This window comes from Amycolatopsis sp. NPDC004772, assembly GCF_053601215.1.
Genome location: NZ_JBSGBK010000001.1, coordinates 95621 through 113936, shown reverse-complemented (window position 1 = coordinate 113936; position 18316 = coordinate 95621). Strand labels below are relative to the sequence as shown.

Sequence of the window (18316 nt, the reverse complement as noted above, 5' to 3'; positions counted from 1 at the left end):
ACGGCCGGTCGGCAGGGGCGATCAGGGCACCGGCGAGCAGGAACAGCGGTACCGTCCGCGCGGCGACACCGGAAAGGGAGGCCCTGATCAGCAGGACGACGCCGAACGCGAGTACGAGTGCCATGGAAAATCCGTCCTCGAGCCGGGTCCTCCGCCCACTCCGGGCGCAGGGCCGACCAGACTTCCCGGCACACCACGCGCAAAGATGCCGCAAAGAACCAGCCGGCGCAAACCGGCGGCGCGCGGCGAGTGGCAGGCAAGGCAACGCGACCAGTCCGGCCCGGACCACGCATTCCGCGGCGACCAGCCGCTCGCCGCGGGAGCGCAGGACGGTCGACCGGCCCGGCGATCGGCGGCTTCGGCGATCGCCGGCGCCGGTGCCGCGGCGGTGGCGGCCACCTCGATGCCGACGAACCCACCGCCGATCACGACGATGCCGGTGAGCTGCCGGGCCGACCCCCGGCAGCTCACCGAGCGTCGCGCAGCTGGCGCCGTGAGCTGATGCCGAGCTTGCCGAAGACGTTGCGCAGGTGCCATTCCACGGTGCGCGGGCTGAGGAAGAGCCTCGTGCCGATTTCGGGGTTGGAGAGGCCTTCGCGGACCAGGCGCGCGATCTGGAGCTCCTGGGCGGTCAGCTCCTCGGTGGTCCCCGTCGTGCGTTTGCGCGCGGTCTCACCGGTGGCCAGCAGCTCGCGGCGCGCGCGGTCCGCGAAGGCGTCGAGGCCCATCGCGGACGTCATGGTGTGGGCCGTGCGCAGGTGCTCCCGGGCGTCGGCACGCCGTCCCTCGCGCCGGAGCCATTCGCCGTACAGCAGGTGGCCGCGGGCCAGTTCGACGCGCAGCGGCGTCCCGGTGAGCAGCGCGATCGACGCGGCGTAGCACTCGTCCGGGGTTTCCCCGGCCAACGCCCGCAGCCGGGCTTCGAGCGCCCGGACCCAGGTCGTCGGCGTGGCGCGGGCTCGTTCGGACATCCGGTCCAGCGCGGCGGCGACGAGGCCGTCGTCCCCGGTCCGGGACGCGGCTTCCGCCAACTCGGCCGTCGCCAGGGCCTGGTGGCCGACGGTGTCGTCCTCGAACACCCGCCGCGCCGCGTCGCGGGCGCGGTCGTGGCGGCCGAGGCCGTTGCCGAGCACGGCGTTCGCGTAGCCGGCGAACCGCACGACCCGGCCCTGGCCCCGCTCGGCCGCCTCCTCCGCCGCCACCGCGATCTCCGCGGTGTCCCGCCCGCGCAGAGCGGCGAGCAGGATCGCGCTGTACCCGACCGGACGGCCCCCGGTGACCTCGGCGAGCAGGCGGTCCTCGTCGACGAGCGCCTGCGCCGCGCTCAGGTCGCCGGCCACCAGGTCGTGGTTGGCCAGGAAGTTGAGGGCGAACTGCAGTTGCACGAGCGCGCCGGTCTCGCGCGCCAGCCGGACCTGGCGCTCGGCGAGAGCGCGCCCGGCCGCGTAGTCCAGCATTTCGGTCGCCAGGGTGCCACCGGCCCGGTTGCCCAGCAGCCACAGCACGCGTCCGGTGTTCCCGCCGCCGGTGTCCAAGGCCCGGACGGCGTCGACCGCCGTGGTCATCAGCGGGGCCGCGGCCGCGTAGCCGTCGGTGAGGCGGGTGGCAAGCGCGTCGAGCACGAGGTCGACGGCGGTCGGCGGGCGCTGGGCGGCGGGCGCCGTACGCGCCTGCTTCGCGGCTTCGACCCCGGATCCCGCCCAGACCGCGGCACCGAGTGCCTCCAGGTAGGTCTCGCGCGCCTGGTCACCGTCGAGGCGCCCGGCCGCGCGCAGGAGCAGCTCCGCCGCGGCACCGCCGCGCCGCTGGTCGAACGCGATCTCGCCGCGCAGCCGTTCGACTTCGGCGTCGCGCTCCGGATCCGGTGGTCCGGCGGCGGCCGCGTTCAGCAGGCCCAGCGCCGCGTCCAGGGCGCCGGCACCGCGTTTGGCCCGGGCCGCGGCGAGCTCGCGCCGGGCCCGCCGCGCCGGATCAGGCGTGAGCGTGGCCGCCTGTTCCAGCAACGCCGCGGCGGCGACGAGGCCGCCTCGGGCCTGGGCGCGGCCGGCGGAGTGCACCAGTTCGGCCGCGACGTCTTCGTCGGCGGTGACGGTGGCCTGCGCGCGGTGCCAGGCACGCCGGTCCGGGTCGACGCGGACGTCGGTCACCTCGGCCAGGGCCCGGTGCACCTCCCGCCGTTCGCGGGGCTCGGCGGACCGGTAGACCGCCGAGCGCACCAGCGGGTGCCGGAAGCGGATCCGCGGCCCGAACTCGATCAGCCCGGTCGCTTCGGCGGCCGCGGCGGGGTCGGCACCCAATCCGAGCTCGCCGGCCGCACGCCAGAGCAGGGTCGCGTCCCCCAGCGGCTCCGCCGCCGCGACCAGCAACAGCTTCCGGGTGTCGGACGGCAGCGGGGCGAGCTGCTGCAGGAAGCAGCGCTCGAGGCGGCCGGCGAGCGCGTCGCCGTCGGGCCGGAGGAGCCCGTCGGTCTGCTCGGCGGCGGTCCAGAACCGGGGCAGCTCGACCAGGGCCAGGGGGTTGCCGTGCGTTTCCGCGACGATCCGGTCGCGCACGCGAGCGTCCAGCGGGCCTTGGAAAACCGAGTCCAGCAGCGTGCCGGCCGCCGCTTCGCCGAGGCCGCGGACGGTCAGCTCCGGCAGCCCGGCCAGGCCGGGGTCCCCCTCGGGCTCGCGGACGGCGGCGACCAGGGCGATCGGCTCGGCCAAGAGCCGCCGCGCGACGAACGCGAGGGTCTGCGCGGACACCTGGTCGAGCCACTGCGCGTCGTCGACCAGGCACAGCAGGGGCCGCTCTTCGGCAACGGCGCCGAGCAGGGTCAGCACCGCCAGGCCGACCAGGAACCGGTCCGGCGGGGCGCCCGCGGTCAAGCCGAACGCCGTGCCGAGCGCGGCCCGCTGCGGCGCCGGCAGGTGCTCGAGCCGGTCGAGGAAGGGCGCGCAGAGCTGCTGGAGCCCGGCGTAGGGCAGCTCCCGCTCGGACTCGACACCGGCCGTCCGCGCGACCCGGCAGCCGGTCGCCCGCGCCGCGACGTGGTCCAGCAGCGCGGTCTTGCCGATGCCCGCCTCGCCGCGCAGCACCAGGACCCCGCTGTGTCCCGCCCGCGCGGCGGCGAGCACGCCGTCCAGCGCGGCGAGCTCCTCACCGCGGCCCAGCAGCTCCGGCTCCCGACCAGACACCCCGGAACCCTAGCGCCACCCCCGGGGCACCGGCCCGGGGAACACCAGGGTGTCTCCCGGGGGCGAACGCACCCCCGGGAGACGACTGTGGTGGCGAGCGGTGAACCCGCCGCCACCCGGAAAAGGAGTCCGATCATGGACATGAAGCTCGAAGTCGTGGTCCTGCCCGTCACCGACGTCGACCGCACCAAGCACTTCTACAAGGCACTCGGCTGGCGCGAAGACGCCGACATCGAGTTCGGTACCTCGCGCGTCGTGCAGCTGACCCCGCCGGGATCGCCGGCGTCGGTCCACTTCGGCACCGGCATCACCGACGCCGCCCCCGGCTCGGTGCGCGGCACCTACCTCGTCGTCGACGACATCGAGACCGCCCGCAAAGAGCTCGCGGAGCTCGGCGTCGACGTCAGCGAGGTCTTCCACCGCGACGACACCGGCGCCTTCGCCCCCGGCGCACACCCCGCCCACGGCACCTACGCGTCGTTCGCGTCGTTCAGCGACCCGGACGGCAACACCTGGCTGCTGCAGGAGATCACCACCCGCTTCCCCGGCCGCGTCTCCGGCGCGACCTACGGCTCGGCGCAGCAGCTGGAAAAGGCCCTGCGCGAGGCCGCGGCCGCACACGGCGAGCACGAGAAGGAAACCGGCCGGTACGACGAGGAATGGCCGGTCTGGTACGCCCAGTACATGACCGACCACCAGGACGCCTGACCCGATCGGGGTGAACACACCGCGGCGGCGCGTGCTCCCACGGGACGGGTATCCCGTCCGCATGCGCGTGAAATCCGGCCGACCGGGTACCGAGTGACCATGACGACTTCACCGTTCGACCAGGCCCGGACACGGGCAAGCAGGACATCGCCGCCGCCGATCCCGGCCCGGGGGCGCCGGACACCGCCGAAGGGTTCGGTCCCGGCGACACCGGGCCGGACGTGATCATTCCGGCGGACGAGGACGCGGCGGACGAGCCGCGCTGAAACCAAGCGCCCGGAATCAGGGCGCCGCGCGGCTCGGTAGGCCGCGATCTTGATCCGCGGGTGCACCAGGTCGACGGTGAACGCCGAAGCAGGCCGGCAGCGGCGCGTCCGTCCGGCAGGGACCGGTGAGGTAGACGAACTCGTCGTCCGGGTCATGAGGGCTCGGGAGCCGCCGGTGGCGGCGTGCCTGAAGACTCCGTGCGGTCGCTTCCCCAGGTTCGGCACACCGTAGTGGATCATGCCCGCGGGCCTGTACCGCCGTCGGCACGCGGGTGGTGCGCGATCGGCGACCGGGATGCCGAAGACCCAGGTCACTCCGAGCCGAGGTCGTCGCGGTCGGCTGGCTTCACCTTGGTGCCGATGAGCTGGACAGGCCGCTCCGGCGCACGAGGCGTCGGGCGTGGTCACCGCCGTCGGCAGCGGAGACGGCGCCGTCAGCTGTCACGCTCTCTTCTCCAGGATTCTCGAAACCTCTTGCATCGACGCCGCCACGACGCGGATGTCGGGTACCGCGCGAGCACGGTTGATGGCCGCCTTGAGCAGGAGGTTCCGCTCGACAGGATCCACGGCGTGCTCGGCGAGCGTCGCCAGGCGCGTGAACCCCGGAACACCGTCCGGCACATCAGCAGTCCGCACCTCCTCCCACAGTCCGCGTCGTACTGCTTCCGGCGCGAATCGCAGCAAACCGGCCGCGACGTCGGTGCGGACGAGACCGGCGTCGAGGTGAAACCCGGGGAGGATGGTGTCATCGTCCCGCCGCGCCAGATCGGCCTCGTCGGCCGTGCTCAGCGCATCGGCGATCAGTTGTCCGACGAGGTCAGCCGGCGCCACCGCGGCTGCCTGCACGAAGGCAGCGGAGCGCGCAGCAGGGTCGGGTACGTCGGCGAGCTTGTCGAGCGCGTACTCGAGCAACGCGTCGCGGCGCGAGGAGACACGAGCGGCGATCGCCAGCACTGCCTGTACCCCGGCCGTGGCGTTTCGGATCGAGTCCACCTCGGCAAGCACGGTGCTGGGGTCCTCGTCGTCGGTCAGGAGCTGGGTGAGGACGCCGACACGGTCTTCAGGACTCGAGATCGCGGCGGCTGTGTCGCGGATGCGGGCCAGGCAGCGGTCGTGTGCCGGCCGGGGCAGGTGCGGCAGCAAGTTGAACAGTCCGACCGACAGGAGTTGTGGGTTGCTCACCGAGTCGAGGTGCGCGGACGCCTCGTCAAGCGTCCAGACCGCCGATTGGAGCAGCGGGCTCACGAGGTCAACCGGTACGTCGCCGGCGACGGCGGTACGGCCGGCGAGGAAGAGGGTGCCGAAGATTTCGAACAGGAGTGGCTCGGCGTCCGGCCGCAACGTGGGTGTCGCATCGACCAGTCCGGCGGCGTGGTCCAGCTCGGCGACGAGATCTTCCGTGTAGGCGTTCATGTCGCCGTGCTCTCGCTGGGCGGCGGACCATCCCGACGCCGGCATCAGCAGGGCGCGCAGCTCGGCCCGGCGGCCGGCTGCGCGCAGGTGGGCCGGGCAGCGGCGAAGGCCGTAACCTCCGTGGAGGCGGGCGAAGTCGCCGGGGCGTTCGCGGAACGCCGTGAGGTAGTGATCGGCAAGCTCGCCATGGGTGGCGGCGACGCGTTCGGCCAGCTCGTCGCGCAGGTCCAGCACCGCGTCGGGCAGGCCCCCGGTGGCCGGCTCGGAGAGGAACTCGCCGAAACTGCGATGCGCCGGTGAGAACCGGCGGCCACCGCCCGTGCGGTCGACGCGGAGAAACGCGCGGTACCGCAGATCGCACAACCGTCGTACGTGCGGTGCCGGCACCTTCGTCACGTCAGTGATCATGTGTGCGGAGATCGGCTCGGCGGCCGCACCCACCATTCCCAGGACCGGTAAGTCAGCGTCGGCCCATGTCGGGACGGACCGGTGCCGGACGAGGCTGTGCGCGAAGTAATACGACAACTTGTCCGGGAGCTGATCGAGGCGGTCGAGGTCGACGTCGCCCGTCCGGATGTCGGCCAGCAGGTAGCGCAGGTGGATCCACACACCTTCGCAGCGCTCGATCAACATGGCGGCGAACTCGTCGGACGTCGCCTCGTGCCGTCTCAGCAGTTCACCGATGTACGGCATGCCGGCGACGTGTCTCAAGTACGCGTTCATGTCGGCGAGGTTGCGCGGATCGTCGGCAGCGATACGCACCACCCTCGATTCGGCATCCACCAACGTGATGGGCGTCCCGGACCGCAGCAAGGCAACGATGTAGACGCCCGGTGGCGGCCGGGCCGGCAACCCCAGCGGCACTGGCATGCTCGGAGGTTCTTCCTCATCCAGCCCGTCGACGACGAGCGTGAGGTCGTGCCCGTCCGCTGTCGCCTTGCCCGCCGCGAGCCGAAGCAGCTTGGCGAAGTACTCGGGCTCCGCCGCCCATTCGGGCACCCGCGTGCGATCGAGGTCCGGAAGCATGAACGCACGCTCGATCTCCGGGAAGAGGTCGAGCTCGGTGATGAGCTGGGCACTCAAGTTCAGCAGTGCAGCCCGCCGAGAGGCCCCACCTTCCAGCTTCGTGAAGTGCCCGACGTGGTGCGGGTGTTTCGCGAGTTCCGTGGCGAAACTCGTCTTGCCCAGCCCAGCGGCCGCCTCGACGACGAGGTAGCCGGCCTCGCACGCACTCCGGAATGCGGCGAGTTCGTCGAACAGCCAGGCGCGGCCGGTGAAGTCCTCGATCGACAGCGTGGTGAAATCCTGGGTGGCCAGCCGCAGCGACGTCCCGTCGAGCGCGGTGACATGGGTGATCACCGACCCGTAGTTGCTCCCGCCGAACGCGGCGGCGCCCGGGCCGGACGCCGTCGTCTGCGGGGAGCGGGGAAACACGGCTGCCTATTCGGTTTCACTTCGGACGTCGGTCTCCACGTCGGCGACGTCGCCGCCAGCCGCGACCGACCCCGGGCCGGTGGCGCCGACACCGTCGCCGCCGGCCGAGCCGGCGGTCGGCTTACCGCGGACCTTCGTCGTGACCTTGCCGGTCAGGTCTCCTCCGCCCGCGACCGCTCCCGCTCCGGAGGCCAAAACCCGCGGAGAAGCCCCCGAGTCGCTCAGGACATAAACGGCGGTGGTGACCACGACCAACACGCCGAGCACCGCCCACCACACCCAGCCCCACCCGTCGGTGAGCACGTTGACCACGATCGCGGTTGCAGTGCCGAGCACGACAGACGACGCGGCCGCGACGATCGTCCGGGTCTTGCGGGTGCGCGCCATCCTCGTCCTTCCACTACTAGATCAGGATGTAGTTGAGCTGTTCGCAGATCCTGGCCAGCGGTTCGTCGAGGCTCGGGTGGGCGAGCGGCAGCAGGAGATCAGGCGCGCTCGGGATACACGACGCCCCCGGCGGATCCCACAGGCACAGAGCAGGCTCACCCGCGTCCATGGACGATCGAAACCACAGACCATCGATGTCGGGCAGGGCTTCACGGATCGTGCGGGCCCAAGCCTGCGACAGCGGCTTGTTCGCGCCGACCCAGATGTCTTGGGAAGCTCCCACCCTCGTGGGCCACAGCCCGGTAAGGTCGAGCAGGCGCACGGCTCGCCGCGGCCGGAAAACGGCCACGTGCGGGGAACGACCGCGTCTGTCCACGATCGATGTGACCTGGAATGTCTCGGCGATCGACGTTTGCAAGCTGAGGCTGAAGTACAGGACGCCGTGCTCCGGAAAAGTGCCCACTTGACTGTCCGGGGTGATCGGGTGTGGATCGAACTCGCCGTGCGGCAAGGGCCCGACATAGCGGAAGGTGTTCCACCGCTGTACGTGCGCACCTCGCGCCGTGAAGATCCGGACCAGGCGCGTCTTCCGCGAAACCGTCACAATGTCCTGATCCGCCCGCAAGGACGACTTGATCACCGCCGAGGCAGGGGGCTGGGGAAGACGGCCCATGGCCCTACCTCCCCTGCTTGCCGACACCGACGACGGAATTCTAGAACCAGACGGTCCACGGTCGCCTGCGGCGCCTCGTCCACGTGGTGCCACGATGAGCTGTTCATCAGCAACGCTCGGCCGGTCAGCGGCCGGGCCCAAGATCTCGCCCACCTGGCTGCCGTTCACGTAGTAGTGAGTGTGATGTCAGCGCAGGTGATAGCGGCACGAGACAACCGCTCTCGGACAGCTGTCCGGACATGATGTCTTGACAGATCGTCCGAGACGCTAAGAAGTCTGTAATGTCTTGTTGTATGGCAGGGCAGGCCCGGTGACCGCGGTGCTGTGGGTGGTGCTCGGCACAGTTGCCGGCGGCTGGCTCACCGTCCGGCTCGACGGTCTCGGCGCCCGGCTGACCGCCGACATCGGCGCCGCGGTCCTGCTGGCTCGCATCACGCTCGGAGCGATGCAGACGTGGCGGGCTCGGCCGACCGAGTGATTCGCCCCGCGGGCGGTGCCGGACAGATGTCACCGCGGCAACGTCCGCTTCTGCCGACGAGCGAGTACGTCACTTCGCGATCGCTATTCACTGAGCATGCGAAGTGCCGGCGTTGGTGCAGCCGCGGCAGCTTTCTCGCCGACGTCGAGCCCCAGTCCGACATTAAGGAGAAGTGCCAGGCGAAAGGCGGTTTCCTCCGCCGACCAACTGCACAGACGCTGCAGAGCGTCGCTCGAGGGCGGCACTGTGAGCAGCGGAAGCTCGTGATCGTGACGGGCAAATCCGCGACGCGCGTCGTCCAGCGAATAGCGCCAGTCGAGGGGCACGTAAGCCAGGTCGCGCCGCAGGTGGACTAGCACAGATTGGCCGCTCACGACCTCGATCAACACCGAATCCGGCTCGAGCGCCTCCTCGACTCGCACGCGGATCTGGACATCGGGGTCGGCGCCGTCCCGTCGTTCCACGGCGGCGCGGGCATCCGGTGACGCACGGACGAACATCGGGTGCTCCATCTCGCGTCCTTCCAGCTTGGCGAACCAGGAAGGCGGAGTCGCGATGCGCACGACCGCTTCGTGGGCCGCATCAGCCGCTTCCTCGGAAGTTCCTTCTCCCTCGGTCACTTCGGAGGCTTCCGCCTCACCAGGTGTTTCAAACTCCACTGGTTGGCGGGCTCGGAGAGCTTTGCGGACTCTGTCGATGGCGACGCCGGCCTCGGCCGACGCTGGTGTCGTGGCCAAGATTCGTTCCAACCAGGACAGTTCCTCGTCCACGGTATCCTCAGCTGTGCCCAGATGGGCGATCTGCCTTTGGCGCTCGGCCGCGCACCGGTCGATCACGGCGAGGGCCCGCGGGAGATCGACCTGCGTGACGTCGTCTCCTTGCTCGCGACGAGAGGCAACTGCATGTTGGAGGACCTGACGGCACAGAATGGCCTGATCCGCCAAGCGACGCGGTACGTTGATCCAGTGGAAGGCGTCGCGGATCGGTTCTTCGCCGTACTCGCCGTGCGCCAGCCTCACAAGAGCGGTCACGAAGGCACTCGCGCGTTCTTCGACGGTCGCCGCTTCCGCAGAATTCAGCGCTTTGGCAAGGTCCGACGCCGATTTCGTTTGCCCGTGGTAGAGGGCGGACCAAGCTGCGGCTCCGAGATGCACTGGAGTGGCGTTGTCCGGCACCAGCGGAGCCTCCCGCCATACTGCCCGCCACACCGTATCCGCCCGCAAGCCATCGCCCATCAGCGTGAAACACTCGGCTAGCCAGAGCCGGAACTCCAGCTGCGGATCGAGCTGGATCGCCTTCTCGATGTGCTCTGCGGCTTGTACGTACCGGCCCGATGCGCGTGCCGCCATGCCGAAGAGAGCCAGGCGCCATGCGTTGTCATTGACCGTCACGTCCGCAGGGATGTCGGCTTCGTCCAGGATCAAGGTCGCGCGGTCGCCGTCGCCGATGTTGATCGCGGCCACCGCCTGAGCGAGGGATGCCTGGTAGTTTCCCGGTGCCAAAGCATGTGCCCGGGCAATGACCGCGGCAGCGGCATAACCCCCCGACGCCGTGCTGAGCCGATCCCCGAGGTTCATCCAGCCGGTTGGCGAGGCAGGATTGAGCATCACATACCGGGCTGCGTGACCGACCGCTGCCCAGAGGTGGAACGGACGCCGGGCACTCACCTTCTCCGATAAGCGATACTCTGCGTTGGCCTGCACCAGGAGCGCCCACTGGTTCTCCGACGTCAGCAGCGAATCCTTCTCAGCGTCGGCACAAAGAACAAGAGCTTCCTCGAGCTGGGGCTCCGCTTCCTTTGGCGGAAGCGTCCACGTGGCGTACACCAGGGCGTCGGCGAGCTCCCGTTGCCGGTCGGCTTCGTGCGGCCGCAGACCCAGGGCCTCGCGGAACCAGCGGACTGCCTGTTCGCCCAGGTCAGCCGCCAACGCCCAACGCCCCGCCTCCGTGGCGGCATCGGCCGCTGCCTCGTCGCCACCCTGGGGAAGGTCGAGCCGGCACGTGGTCTCGTAAACCAGTTCCGCACGCCGCAATGCCACGGACGCGTTGGAGGCGGAAACGTCGGCGAGCAGCGCACGAGCGTCGTCGGTGCGGTCCTCGTCCAGGAGCCGTGCCGCGAACTCCAGTGTCAACTCGGACGGGAGTTCGTCGACAAGCGCTCGCAGCCGATCACGCAGCCCAGCCAAGCTCGCGACTCCACGCGCGAGAGCAGGAAGAACGGGGAGAACGGTCATCGGGCCGTCGGTGTTGTCCGCCGCGCCGTGCCCGTCTCCGCGCGCCGCCAGCTCGGCAGCGCAGTCCAGGTTCTCCGCAGCGCCACTCAGCGCGAGCTCCCAGCCGGACGGCGGGGCCGGAATCAAATCACGAATTCCGAGGACACGGTCCAAGTAGGACGAGGCCGCCAGCAGTCGGTACCGCAACTCGACCGTCCTGCTGGGCGCCGCTTCCTGAATCGCCAGCTCGGCCCGGCGAAGGACGTCGACGGCGGACTGGTCTCTGACGCGAGCCAGCACCCGAGCCCCGAGAATGCCCAGCGCGGCCCGCTGCTCGGGCGCCAACGTCCGACTCTCGAGACACCATTCTACGATGTCCAGTAACTGTGTAGGCGCAAAGGAATTGAGCTGCGCGGTGTTACTGAGGGCGAGCACCGCGGACAACCACCTGTCTTGGTACCACGCTGCGCCGGTGGCGAGAGAAAACGAGTGCCTGCCCAGGCGCATCACCTCGGACCAGGCACCCTGAGAAAGAGCATCAACGGCCGTGCGCAGCCAGAGGTCGGTTCCGGCATCGCGGTCACGAGCGAGCGTTCCCTCCAAGTCAAGCCGTCGCGTGTCCCAGCTGCTCTCCCCATAGCGGGCTTCCCACGCGGCATGTGCCTCCAACGCGGCCAGAGTCGAGGCCGCCTGCTCCAGGTTCCGCCTCAGCCGATCCACGTCCAATACCCGCCGAGCCAGGTCTTCTAATGCCGAATAGGCGGGTTCTGGTCCATCGTCCAGAAGCGCGGCGACGTCGTCCACCACCGACGCGACGTTGCGCAGGCGCCGGCGCAGCTCACCGGCGAGGTCCTTCGTGAAGGAAGTGCTCATGTCACACCAAACCGGCTCGGAGAAGCAGCCATCGTGTCCTCACTCGAAGACTCCGCATGCGCCTGGGATCCGGAGAGGCCGCCCTGTCGAGTCGCGGAGTTGACAGTGGCGTGCCCCGAAGTCCACCTGGGTGCCGGCTTCGCCAGGCGCACCTCTCCGTCTTGGGTTGTCGTCACACTCACGCTGCCGAACGCAGCCACGTCGAGCAGTGGTCCGTCGACACGCTCTTCCTCATCCAACTGTCGAGGGGGCTGATCGGCGATCTGCGCCCGGTAGAGCTGCACAGCCCGCTCCACCGTCTCTCCGCGTGATAGCGCATTGCAGAGCCAGACGGACAGACTGACCACGTGTTCCATGCTCGTCGCGTGCTCGGCCAGCACCAGCGCCTGGATCGAGTTCCCCAGCAGGCACAGCCAGTCAGCATCGGCAGGGATCGCCGGCGTCGGTCGGTCTTGCAATTGGAGGACCAGCACCCGGCACCCGGACTGTTCGAGTACTTTGCTGAGAACCTGGAGCTGCACGCCACTTGGCTGCTGGCCGAAGTAGCCGCGGAACGTCAGGGCATCCACGCCGTGCTGGGTGCCCACGTAGTGGATGAGGTGCCACGGGCCTTCCGCAAGGACATCGACGAGGTCGGACAGTTTCTTGTCGTGCACGATCTTGATGCGCTGGTCCGTGACCTCCAGCCCGACCTCGGTGAGGCCCTGCTTGATCGCGTCCGCGACGGACTCGGAGCGTCCACCGAGTACGTTCACCACCACGAGGACGCGGAACTCGTCAGGCACGGGCGGCGGGTCGGACGGCGGCACGTCGACGTAGCGGGCGAAGGTCAACCGCGGGTCGGCTGCGACACGCAGCCTTTCGCCGCCAGCGGTCTTTTCGGCAGCGAATTCCCAGGGGATTCGCGCGAGCGGATTTCTCGATTGCACGCGAAGCCGGAGAATGGGCAGATTCGCCCCCTTGCTGATTTTTTCCTGCAGTAGCTCGTAAACCTCCTTGGGCAACAGCAACCGGTGGAGCACTCTTCCCACGAGCTCCACATGTGGCGGACTGCTCAAGTAGTGACGCCGCGACCACTGGTCCACAGCATCGAGAACCTCCTCGCCGAGGTCCGCCACCGCCCGCGGGTACCCTTGAAGTGGTTCGGCGACCATTCTGAGCATCCAGCCGGTCTGAGGGGGTACGGAGGCATCACCCCCGAGTAGCTCTATGTCGATCGAACCGGCCGGCGGCCCGAACGGCTCGTATCGCTTTCCCTGCGGATCCCGGCCATGCTCTTTGAGGTGAATCCCGAGCAGCCGTACCCAGCCCTGCGCATTGGGTCCGGGTGCATCGAACGCGCCGCGGACTTCCCCGGCGACACCGAGCACGTCAGAGATCAGGATGGCAAAACCACCAGGAGCGTCGCTTCCCCGTCCACGCTTGAGGCGAGCGTAGCCGACGACAAGGCCGCAGCCGTTCAGCAATGGACCGCCGGAAAACCCGTGATCGACAGCCTCGCTCGTCAAAGCGAGGTAACGATGCTCTTCCTGATCTCGGTTGGACGAGTAACCCGCCTTCACACGCCGAACTTGATAGCTGACCACATCGCCAGCCGGATAGCCCGCGAGGACCAGCGTCGAGGATTGCGCAGGCACAGCGGCATCCATAAGGACGGCAGGCAGGTCATCACCCGCAGCTCCGAGTTCGAGCACGGCGAGGTCCGGCCAAGGCTGCAGTCCGGCCGAGGTGGTTCCCGGCTTCTCCGGCCAGCTGCAGCGAATCCAGGCTGGGATCCGGCGACCAAGATGATCGACTACTTCGAGGTCGCCCGGGTCGTCGTCAGGCCATCCCCCGTCAGGCCGCGTGCGCCGGAGCACCTTTTCGACGACGTGGAGACACGTGAGTGCCAGGCGAGGCCCGATGACGAACGCGGTGCCGCGGTAGGTGCCAGCCAGCACCTGCAAGACACTGCGCTCCAGCGCGTCGACATAGTCGGCTCGGACCTCTGCCATATCGCCTCAGTTCACCGCCGGCGCGGCGCCAGCCGCACTGTCCCCAGCGGAGTTCGCTTCCCACTCCAAAGTCACCGTGAGGGTGGCCTCGCCACCGGACCTGACGAGTAGCGCCACCAACCCTCCTGCCTCTGCCTTGACGGTGAAGGCCATCTCCACGGAGAACTTCTCTGGCCGTACGGCGCGCACGGCATGCGCGACCGAGCCGGCCACCGTCTTCACAGCCGCGAGAACGCGGTCCAGGTTCCCGAACTCGAAGCCGGCAACCTGTTGCCTGCTTGCTTCGGCGCGGGCCTCTACCCACAGCTCCACCGGCTCCGGAAGCAACATTCCCTCTGCGTCCCGAGTGAGGACGACTTTGACTTCCTCAGTGTCGTCGGCCATCGGTATGTCCTCGTTTCGGTTTCGAGTCAGCCACGCAACGGTGATTTTCCTGCACGTAGCCAGCCACTGGAAGCTGCGAGGGCGGAGACTGCTCCGCGGTGCGTCGCATCCGGCACCTCCCGGCTTCCGGAGATAGCCTTCAAGTCGGCTTAAGGTAAGAAGTTGTTACAGCAATCGAGGTGACAGGTTGACAACGAAGAGTGCTGGTGCCCGTTGATCACGATGTAGGGCACCAGCCAGATTGCGGCGTGACCCCTACGCGCACCGATCAATCACGTGCCGTCAAGGATCCCATTTCATCGCGCGGAAGTGGACCGCAGAGTACGCAACGCGTCCGAAGCCAGTGATTCTGATCCGAGTCATACCATTCGCATCACAAATGCAATCGCGACACTGATGAAGCGGGCCACTCGCAGCAAAGACGAGCCAAGCACGGGTCATTCTGATCGAGAGCGGCTTCGCCTGCACCGGTACCCGCCGCACCACGACACGGCGGCCTCAGTGGGGCCACTTCCCGGCCCAGGCCGTGTCGGCGCTCGCCGACCAGTAGTTTGTCCATCAATTGGGCCGTCGAGCGTGGATTGAAGCCGAGGTCGGGCGGCGGGAGTTCACGCCTCTCCGCGGGCGTGCCCAACCCCATGATGACCTGATCTAAACCGCCATTGAACGCGTGCGCGGCGCTGCGGGTGGTGAAGATGGGCAGAGCCTTCCAGCACGTCGAACGACTCAGAGGACACCGAACACCCAATACGCCGGCGCGGTATCCCTCCCGGTCATGACGGCACGCCCGGGCGGAGTCCTTCACGATCGCGTCCCTTCGGCGGCGTCCTGGGGTGCGAGCGGAAAGACGTCGGCGTCGAAGAACCGGGCGAACGGCAATGTCGCCAGGATCTCCGCCACCTGCGCCTGGTCGGCGGCGACGACCTCGACGAACGTCGCCCGCCGTGCCGGGGATACGTAGTGGGCGCCGATCTTTCCCTGTGAGCGCAACACTTCCAGCTGCTGGTGCTCGACCTCTCTCAGCGCGGCGAATTCCGCGAGGTCGGTGTCGTCCCGGAGGGTTCCGACCACCATGAACGTCTGTCCCGTGGCGAGGTTCGCGGGCATGGTTCTCCTTCCGAGGGCGCTTCGTGCACCCTGATGTCTCGTCGTGACATCACCGTAGCACTGATGTCGCGACAAGACATCACCTGCAGTACGCTGGCGCCATGCCCCGGTGGGAAGCAGGCAGCGAGGAGCGGATGAAGCAGGCCGCCATGGAGCTGTTCGAGGAACAAGGCTTCGAGGCCACCACCGCGGTCCAGATCGCCGAACGCGCCCGCGTCACCACGCGGACGTTCTTCCGCTACTTCCCCGACAAGGAAGAGATCCTCTTCGCCGACGCGGAGCTGCTCTACGCGGCACTCATCCAGGAACTCCGGCAGACGCCCGACCTCGAACAGCCACTGCTGGCCGTGGTCCGGACCTTGGCCGGGTTCGGCTGGGAGGAACTCGGCTCACGGGACGTCCTGCGCCGGCGAAGCCGGATGATCGCGGCGAACCCGAGGTTGCTGGAGCGCGATCTGATCAAGCAACACCAGCTGGCCGAAGGATTCCGCCGGGCACTCCGCGAGCGTGGCGTCGATCCCGACACCGCGGAGCTGGCGGCCGGCACGGGAAGCCACATCTTCCGTACCGCCTACCGCAAGTGGCTGGAAAGCAGCGACAACACCGACCTGAAGACGATCACCGACGCCGTGACGTCTCTGCTCACCGACATCATGCCCGCGGGCCGGCCGCCACGCAGACGCGCGCCGATCACTCCGCCGGCGAAGCAGGTCCACTAGACGCCGTCTGCCGCCGCGGCGTTGGCCCGGTCGATCGCCGGCATGTGCTCCTCCGCCCAGGCACGCAGGGCCGCCAGCGGCACTTCGAGGGAGTGGCCCAGGTCGGTGAGGCGGTAGTGCACCTTCGGCGGAACCGTCGGCTCCACGCGGCGCTCCACCAGGCCGTCGCGGGTGAGGCTCTGCAGCGTCACCGACAGCATCTTCTGCGAGACGCCGGGCATCCGCCGTTGCAGCTCGGCGAACCGCACCTCGCCCGGGCCGGCCTCGGCCAGCACCTTGACCGCCATCGACGTCCACTTCGTGCCGATGCGGTCGAGCAGCTGCCGGGTCGGGCAGGCGGGGTCGAAGAGGTCGCCGTGCGCGCCCTTCGGCGAGGGGGTCACCTGGAGCTCACCACCTGTCGGGAAAGTGCCGTCTTGGCCGGGCCGAGCCGGTTACCTAGCCTCATCTGGTAACCAATGGTAACCGCCGAGGAGGCAACGGTGCACGAGCAGCGGGTCAGGGCGAACGGCATCGACATCGCCGTGGCCGTCACCGGGCACGGACCGGCTTTCCTGCTGCTGCACGGCTTCCCGCACACCTGGCGGCTGTGGTCCGCGGTCATCCCGCACCTGGCCCGCCACCACCGGGTCATCGCTCCGGACCTGCGCGGGCTGGGTGCGACCACCCGCACCGAAGACGGGTACGACGCCGGCACCCTCGCCGCCGATGCCGAAGCGCTCCTCGACGCCTTGGGCGAGCCGGAGGCGACCGTCGTGGGTATCGACGCGGGCGCCCCTCCCGCATTCCTGCTCGCCATGCGGCGCCCCGAGCGGGTCCGCCGGCTCGTCCTCATGGAGTCGCTGCTCGGGCGCCTGCCCGGCGCCGAGGACTTCCTCGCCGGCGGGCCGCCGTGGTGGTTCGGGTTCCACGCCGTCCCCGGCCTCGCCGAAACCGTCCTCGCCGGGCACGAGGCCGGCTACATCGGCTGGTTCCTCGACGCCGGCACCCGCGGCCGCGGCGTGCCACCCGCGATCCGGGACCACTTCACCGCGGCGTACACCGGACGCGATGCCCTGCGCAGCGCCTTCGGCCACTACCGGGCCATGCCCGAAAGCGCCGCACAGATCGCGCACGCCGCCGCAACCGGCCGGCTCACCGTGCCCACCGTGGCGATCGGCGCCCACCCGGTCGGCGACACCCTCGCCCGCCAGCTGCGCCCGGTGACCGACGACCTCACGGCGCACCTCATCGAAGACTGCGGCCACATCATCCCGCTGGACCGACCCGACGCCCTGGTGGAGCGGCTGTGTTTCGACACCGGCCGGTCCGGGTAATACTGCTCTCGTAACGCAACCAGTTTCGGGGTGAGAGCGGTGAAGGCAGCCCGGTCGCGGTGTCCGATCAACCTGTCGCTGGAGATCTTCGGCGACCGGTGGACGCTGCTCGTCCTGCGTGACGTCGTTTTCGGCGGGGCGCGGCACTTCCGCGAGCTGCTCGGCGGTGAGGAACGGATCTCGTCGAACGTGCTGGCCGACCGGCTGGCCGTGCTCGTCGAGAACGGGCTGCTCACGCGGGCCGGGGACGCGTCGCACAAGCAGAAGGTCACCTACAGCCTGACCGAACGCGCGATCGACCTCGTCCCGGTGCTCGTGCAGCTCAGCGCGTGGGGGGTCCGGCACCTGCCCGTGGCCGATGCCTACGCGGCCCGCGCCGAAGTGCTCATCGCCGGCGGTCCTCCGCTGTGGGAAGCCTTCATGGACGAACTGCGCGAGATTCACCTCGGCACCCGCCGCGGGGAGACGCCGGACGGCCCGAGCGTCGCCGAGCGCCTCGATGCCGCCTACGCGGCTTCCGCGGCCGACCGAACGGAGTGACGATGGAAACCCGGCTCGACGAACGGTTCAGCGATCCCGGCACCGAGGCCACCGGCTGGGCCGAAACCACGCGGGCGCTGGAAGAGGCCCAGATCAGCTGGCTCACGACCGTCCGCGCCGACGGCCGGCCGCACGTGACACCGCTGGTCGCGGTGTGGCTGGACGGGGCGGTCCACTTCAGCACCGGCGCCACCGAGCAGAAGTACCGCAACCTCACGGCGAACCCGAACGTCGTGCTGACCACGGGCCGCAACGCCTGGGACGACGCTCTCGACGTGGTCGTCGAGGGCGTGGCCCGCCGCGTCACCGACCGCCCGACGCTCGACCGGCTCGCCGCGGCGTGGCGGCGGAAGTGGGACGGCAGCTGGATCTACGAGGCGACCGACACCGGCTTCCGGCAGGGCGGCCACGACGACGTCGCGGTCTTCGCCGTCGAACCGGCGAAGGTCCTGGCCTTCGGCCGGCGGCGGACGAACCCCTCGGAGACGTCGATGCTGTCCACTGTGGAGTTCACCCACACGAGCCACCGGCGCTGACGGTCGAGGCTTCCGATCGGCATCGGCGGTGTTGGTCGTCGGGCGCGGACAGCGCGAGTCGCCGTGGGTCGCCGCCGCCGAAGCGATCCCGACGGTGGC

Annotated in this window: 16 protein-coding genes; 7 read left to right on the top strand and 9 right to left on the bottom strand. The window is 69.4% G+C overall.

Annotation, left to right across the window (positions count from 1 at the left end; genetic code table 11):
* Nucleotides 1-205: 205 nt before the first annotated feature.
* Nucleotides 206-502 carry a hypothetical protein gene (locus ACWEF6_RS00555; RefSeq protein WP_449680907.1) on the top strand — a complete coding sequence of 99 codons (297 nt, stop codon included), beginning with the start codon at nt 206-208 and terminating at the stop codon, nt 500-502.
* Here ACWEF6_RS00555 and ACWEF6_RS00550 read toward each other — a convergent pair.
* A complete protein-coding gene (locus ACWEF6_RS00550) occupies nt 468-3176 on the bottom strand; it encodes a helix-turn-helix transcriptional regulator (protein WP_449680906.1) in 2709 nt (902 codons plus the stop codon). The two genes, ACWEF6_RS00555 and ACWEF6_RS00550, sit on opposite strands and share 35 nt — an antisense overlap.
* Nucleotides 3177-3311: 135 nt before the next feature.
* Between ACWEF6_RS00550 and ACWEF6_RS00545 the strand changes: the two genes are divergently transcribed.
* Complete coding sequence (locus ACWEF6_RS00545; RefSeq protein ID WP_449680905.1) at nt 3312-3884, top strand: VOC family protein; 573 nt, start codon at nt 3312-3314, stop codon at nt 3882-3884.
* A gap of 707 nt (nt 3885-4591) precedes the next feature.
* Here ACWEF6_RS00545 and ACWEF6_RS00540 read toward each other — a convergent pair.
* The 3 genes from ACWEF6_RS00540 to ACWEF6_RS00530 form a co-directional block, all read right to left on the bottom strand.
* On the bottom strand, nt 4592-6922 hold the full coding sequence (locus ACWEF6_RS00540; RefSeq protein ID WP_449680904.1) for a hypothetical protein: 2331 nt from the start codon (nt 6920-6922) through the stop codon (nt 4592-4594).
* 81 nt (nt 6923-7003) lie between these two features.
* Nucleotides 7004-7384 carry a hypothetical protein gene (locus ACWEF6_RS00535; protein ID WP_449680903.1) on the bottom strand — a complete coding sequence of 127 codons (381 nt, stop codon included), beginning with the start codon at nt 7382-7384 and terminating at the stop codon, nt 7004-7006.
* A gap of 16 nt (nt 7385-7400) precedes the next feature.
* Entirely contained in the window at nt 7401-8057 is a 657-nt protein-coding gene (locus ACWEF6_RS00530) for an RES family NAD+ phosphorylase (protein WP_449680902.1), read from the bottom strand.
* A gap of 310 nt (nt 8058-8367) precedes the next feature.
* Between ACWEF6_RS00530 and ACWEF6_RS00525 the strand changes: the two genes are divergently transcribed.
* The gene (locus ACWEF6_RS00525) at nt 8368-8535 is read left to right on the top strand and encodes a hypothetical protein (RefSeq protein ID WP_449680901.1); all 168 of its coding nucleotides are present in this window, start codon (nt 8368-8370) and stop codon (nt 8533-8535) included.
* Between the two features lie 83 nt (nt 8536-8618).
* Here ACWEF6_RS00525 and ACWEF6_RS00520 read toward each other — a convergent pair whose 3' ends face one another.
* The 4 genes from ACWEF6_RS00520 to ACWEF6_RS00505 form a co-directional block, all read right to left on the bottom strand.
* Nucleotides 8619-11621 (bottom strand): hypothetical protein, encoded by a 3003-nt coding sequence (locus ACWEF6_RS00520; protein WP_449680900.1) that lies wholly within the window; start codon nt 11619-11621, stop codon nt 8619-8621.
* Nucleotides 11618-13615, bottom strand: a complete 1998-nt coding sequence (locus ACWEF6_RS00515) for a S1 family peptidase (RefSeq protein ID WP_449680899.1) — start codon at nt 13613-13615, stop codon at nt 11618-11620. Before ACWEF6_RS00515 ends, ACWEF6_RS00520 begins: the two co-directional genes overlap by 4 nt.
* 6 nt (nt 13616-13621) lie before the next feature.
* Nucleotides 13622-13999 carry a CU044_2847 family protein gene (locus ACWEF6_RS00510; protein ID WP_449680898.1) on the bottom strand — a complete coding sequence of 126 codons (378 nt, stop codon included), beginning with the start codon at nt 13997-13999 and terminating at the stop codon, nt 13622-13624.
* A gap of 801 nt (nt 14000-14800) precedes the next feature.
* Nucleotides 14801-15106 carry a muconolactone Delta-isomerase family protein gene (locus ACWEF6_RS00505; RefSeq protein WP_449680897.1) on the bottom strand — a complete coding sequence of 102 codons (306 nt, stop codon included), beginning with the start codon at nt 15104-15106 and terminating at the stop codon, nt 14801-14803.
* 101 nt (nt 15107-15207) lie between these two features.
* Between ACWEF6_RS00505 and ACWEF6_RS00500 the strand changes: the two genes are divergently transcribed.
* Complete coding sequence (locus ACWEF6_RS00500) at nt 15208-15825, top strand: TetR family transcriptional regulator (RefSeq protein ID WP_449680896.1); 618 nt, start codon at nt 15208-15210, stop codon at nt 15823-15825.
* Here ACWEF6_RS00500 and ACWEF6_RS00495 read toward each other — a convergent pair.
* Nucleotides 15822-16208: a winged helix-turn-helix transcriptional regulator gene (locus ACWEF6_RS00495; protein WP_449680895.1), complete on the bottom strand. Its 387-nt coding sequence runs from the start codon at nt 16206-16208 to the stop codon at nt 15822-15824. The genes ACWEF6_RS00500 and ACWEF6_RS00495 overlap by 4 nt on opposite strands.
* 99 nt (nt 16209-16307) lie before the next feature.
* Between ACWEF6_RS00495 and ACWEF6_RS00490 the strand changes: the two genes are divergently transcribed.
* The 3 genes from ACWEF6_RS00490 to ACWEF6_RS00480 are packed head-to-tail and all read left to right on the top strand — an operon-like array spanning nt 16308 to nt 18217.
* A complete protein-coding gene (locus ACWEF6_RS00490; RefSeq protein WP_449680894.1) occupies nt 16308-17141 on the top strand; it encodes an alpha/beta fold hydrolase in 834 nt (277 codons plus the stop codon).
* A 39-nt stretch (nt 17142-17180) separates the two neighbouring features.
* A complete protein-coding gene (locus ACWEF6_RS00485; RefSeq protein WP_449680893.1) occupies nt 17181-17681 on the top strand; it encodes a winged helix-turn-helix transcriptional regulator in 501 nt (166 codons plus the stop codon).
* Between the two features lie 2 nt (nt 17682-17683).
* Complete coding sequence (locus tag ACWEF6_RS00480) at nt 17684-18217, top strand: pyridoxamine 5'-phosphate oxidase family protein (RefSeq protein ID WP_449680892.1); 534 nt, start codon at nt 17684-17686, stop codon at nt 18215-18217.
* Nucleotides 18218-18316 lie beyond the last annotated feature (99 nt).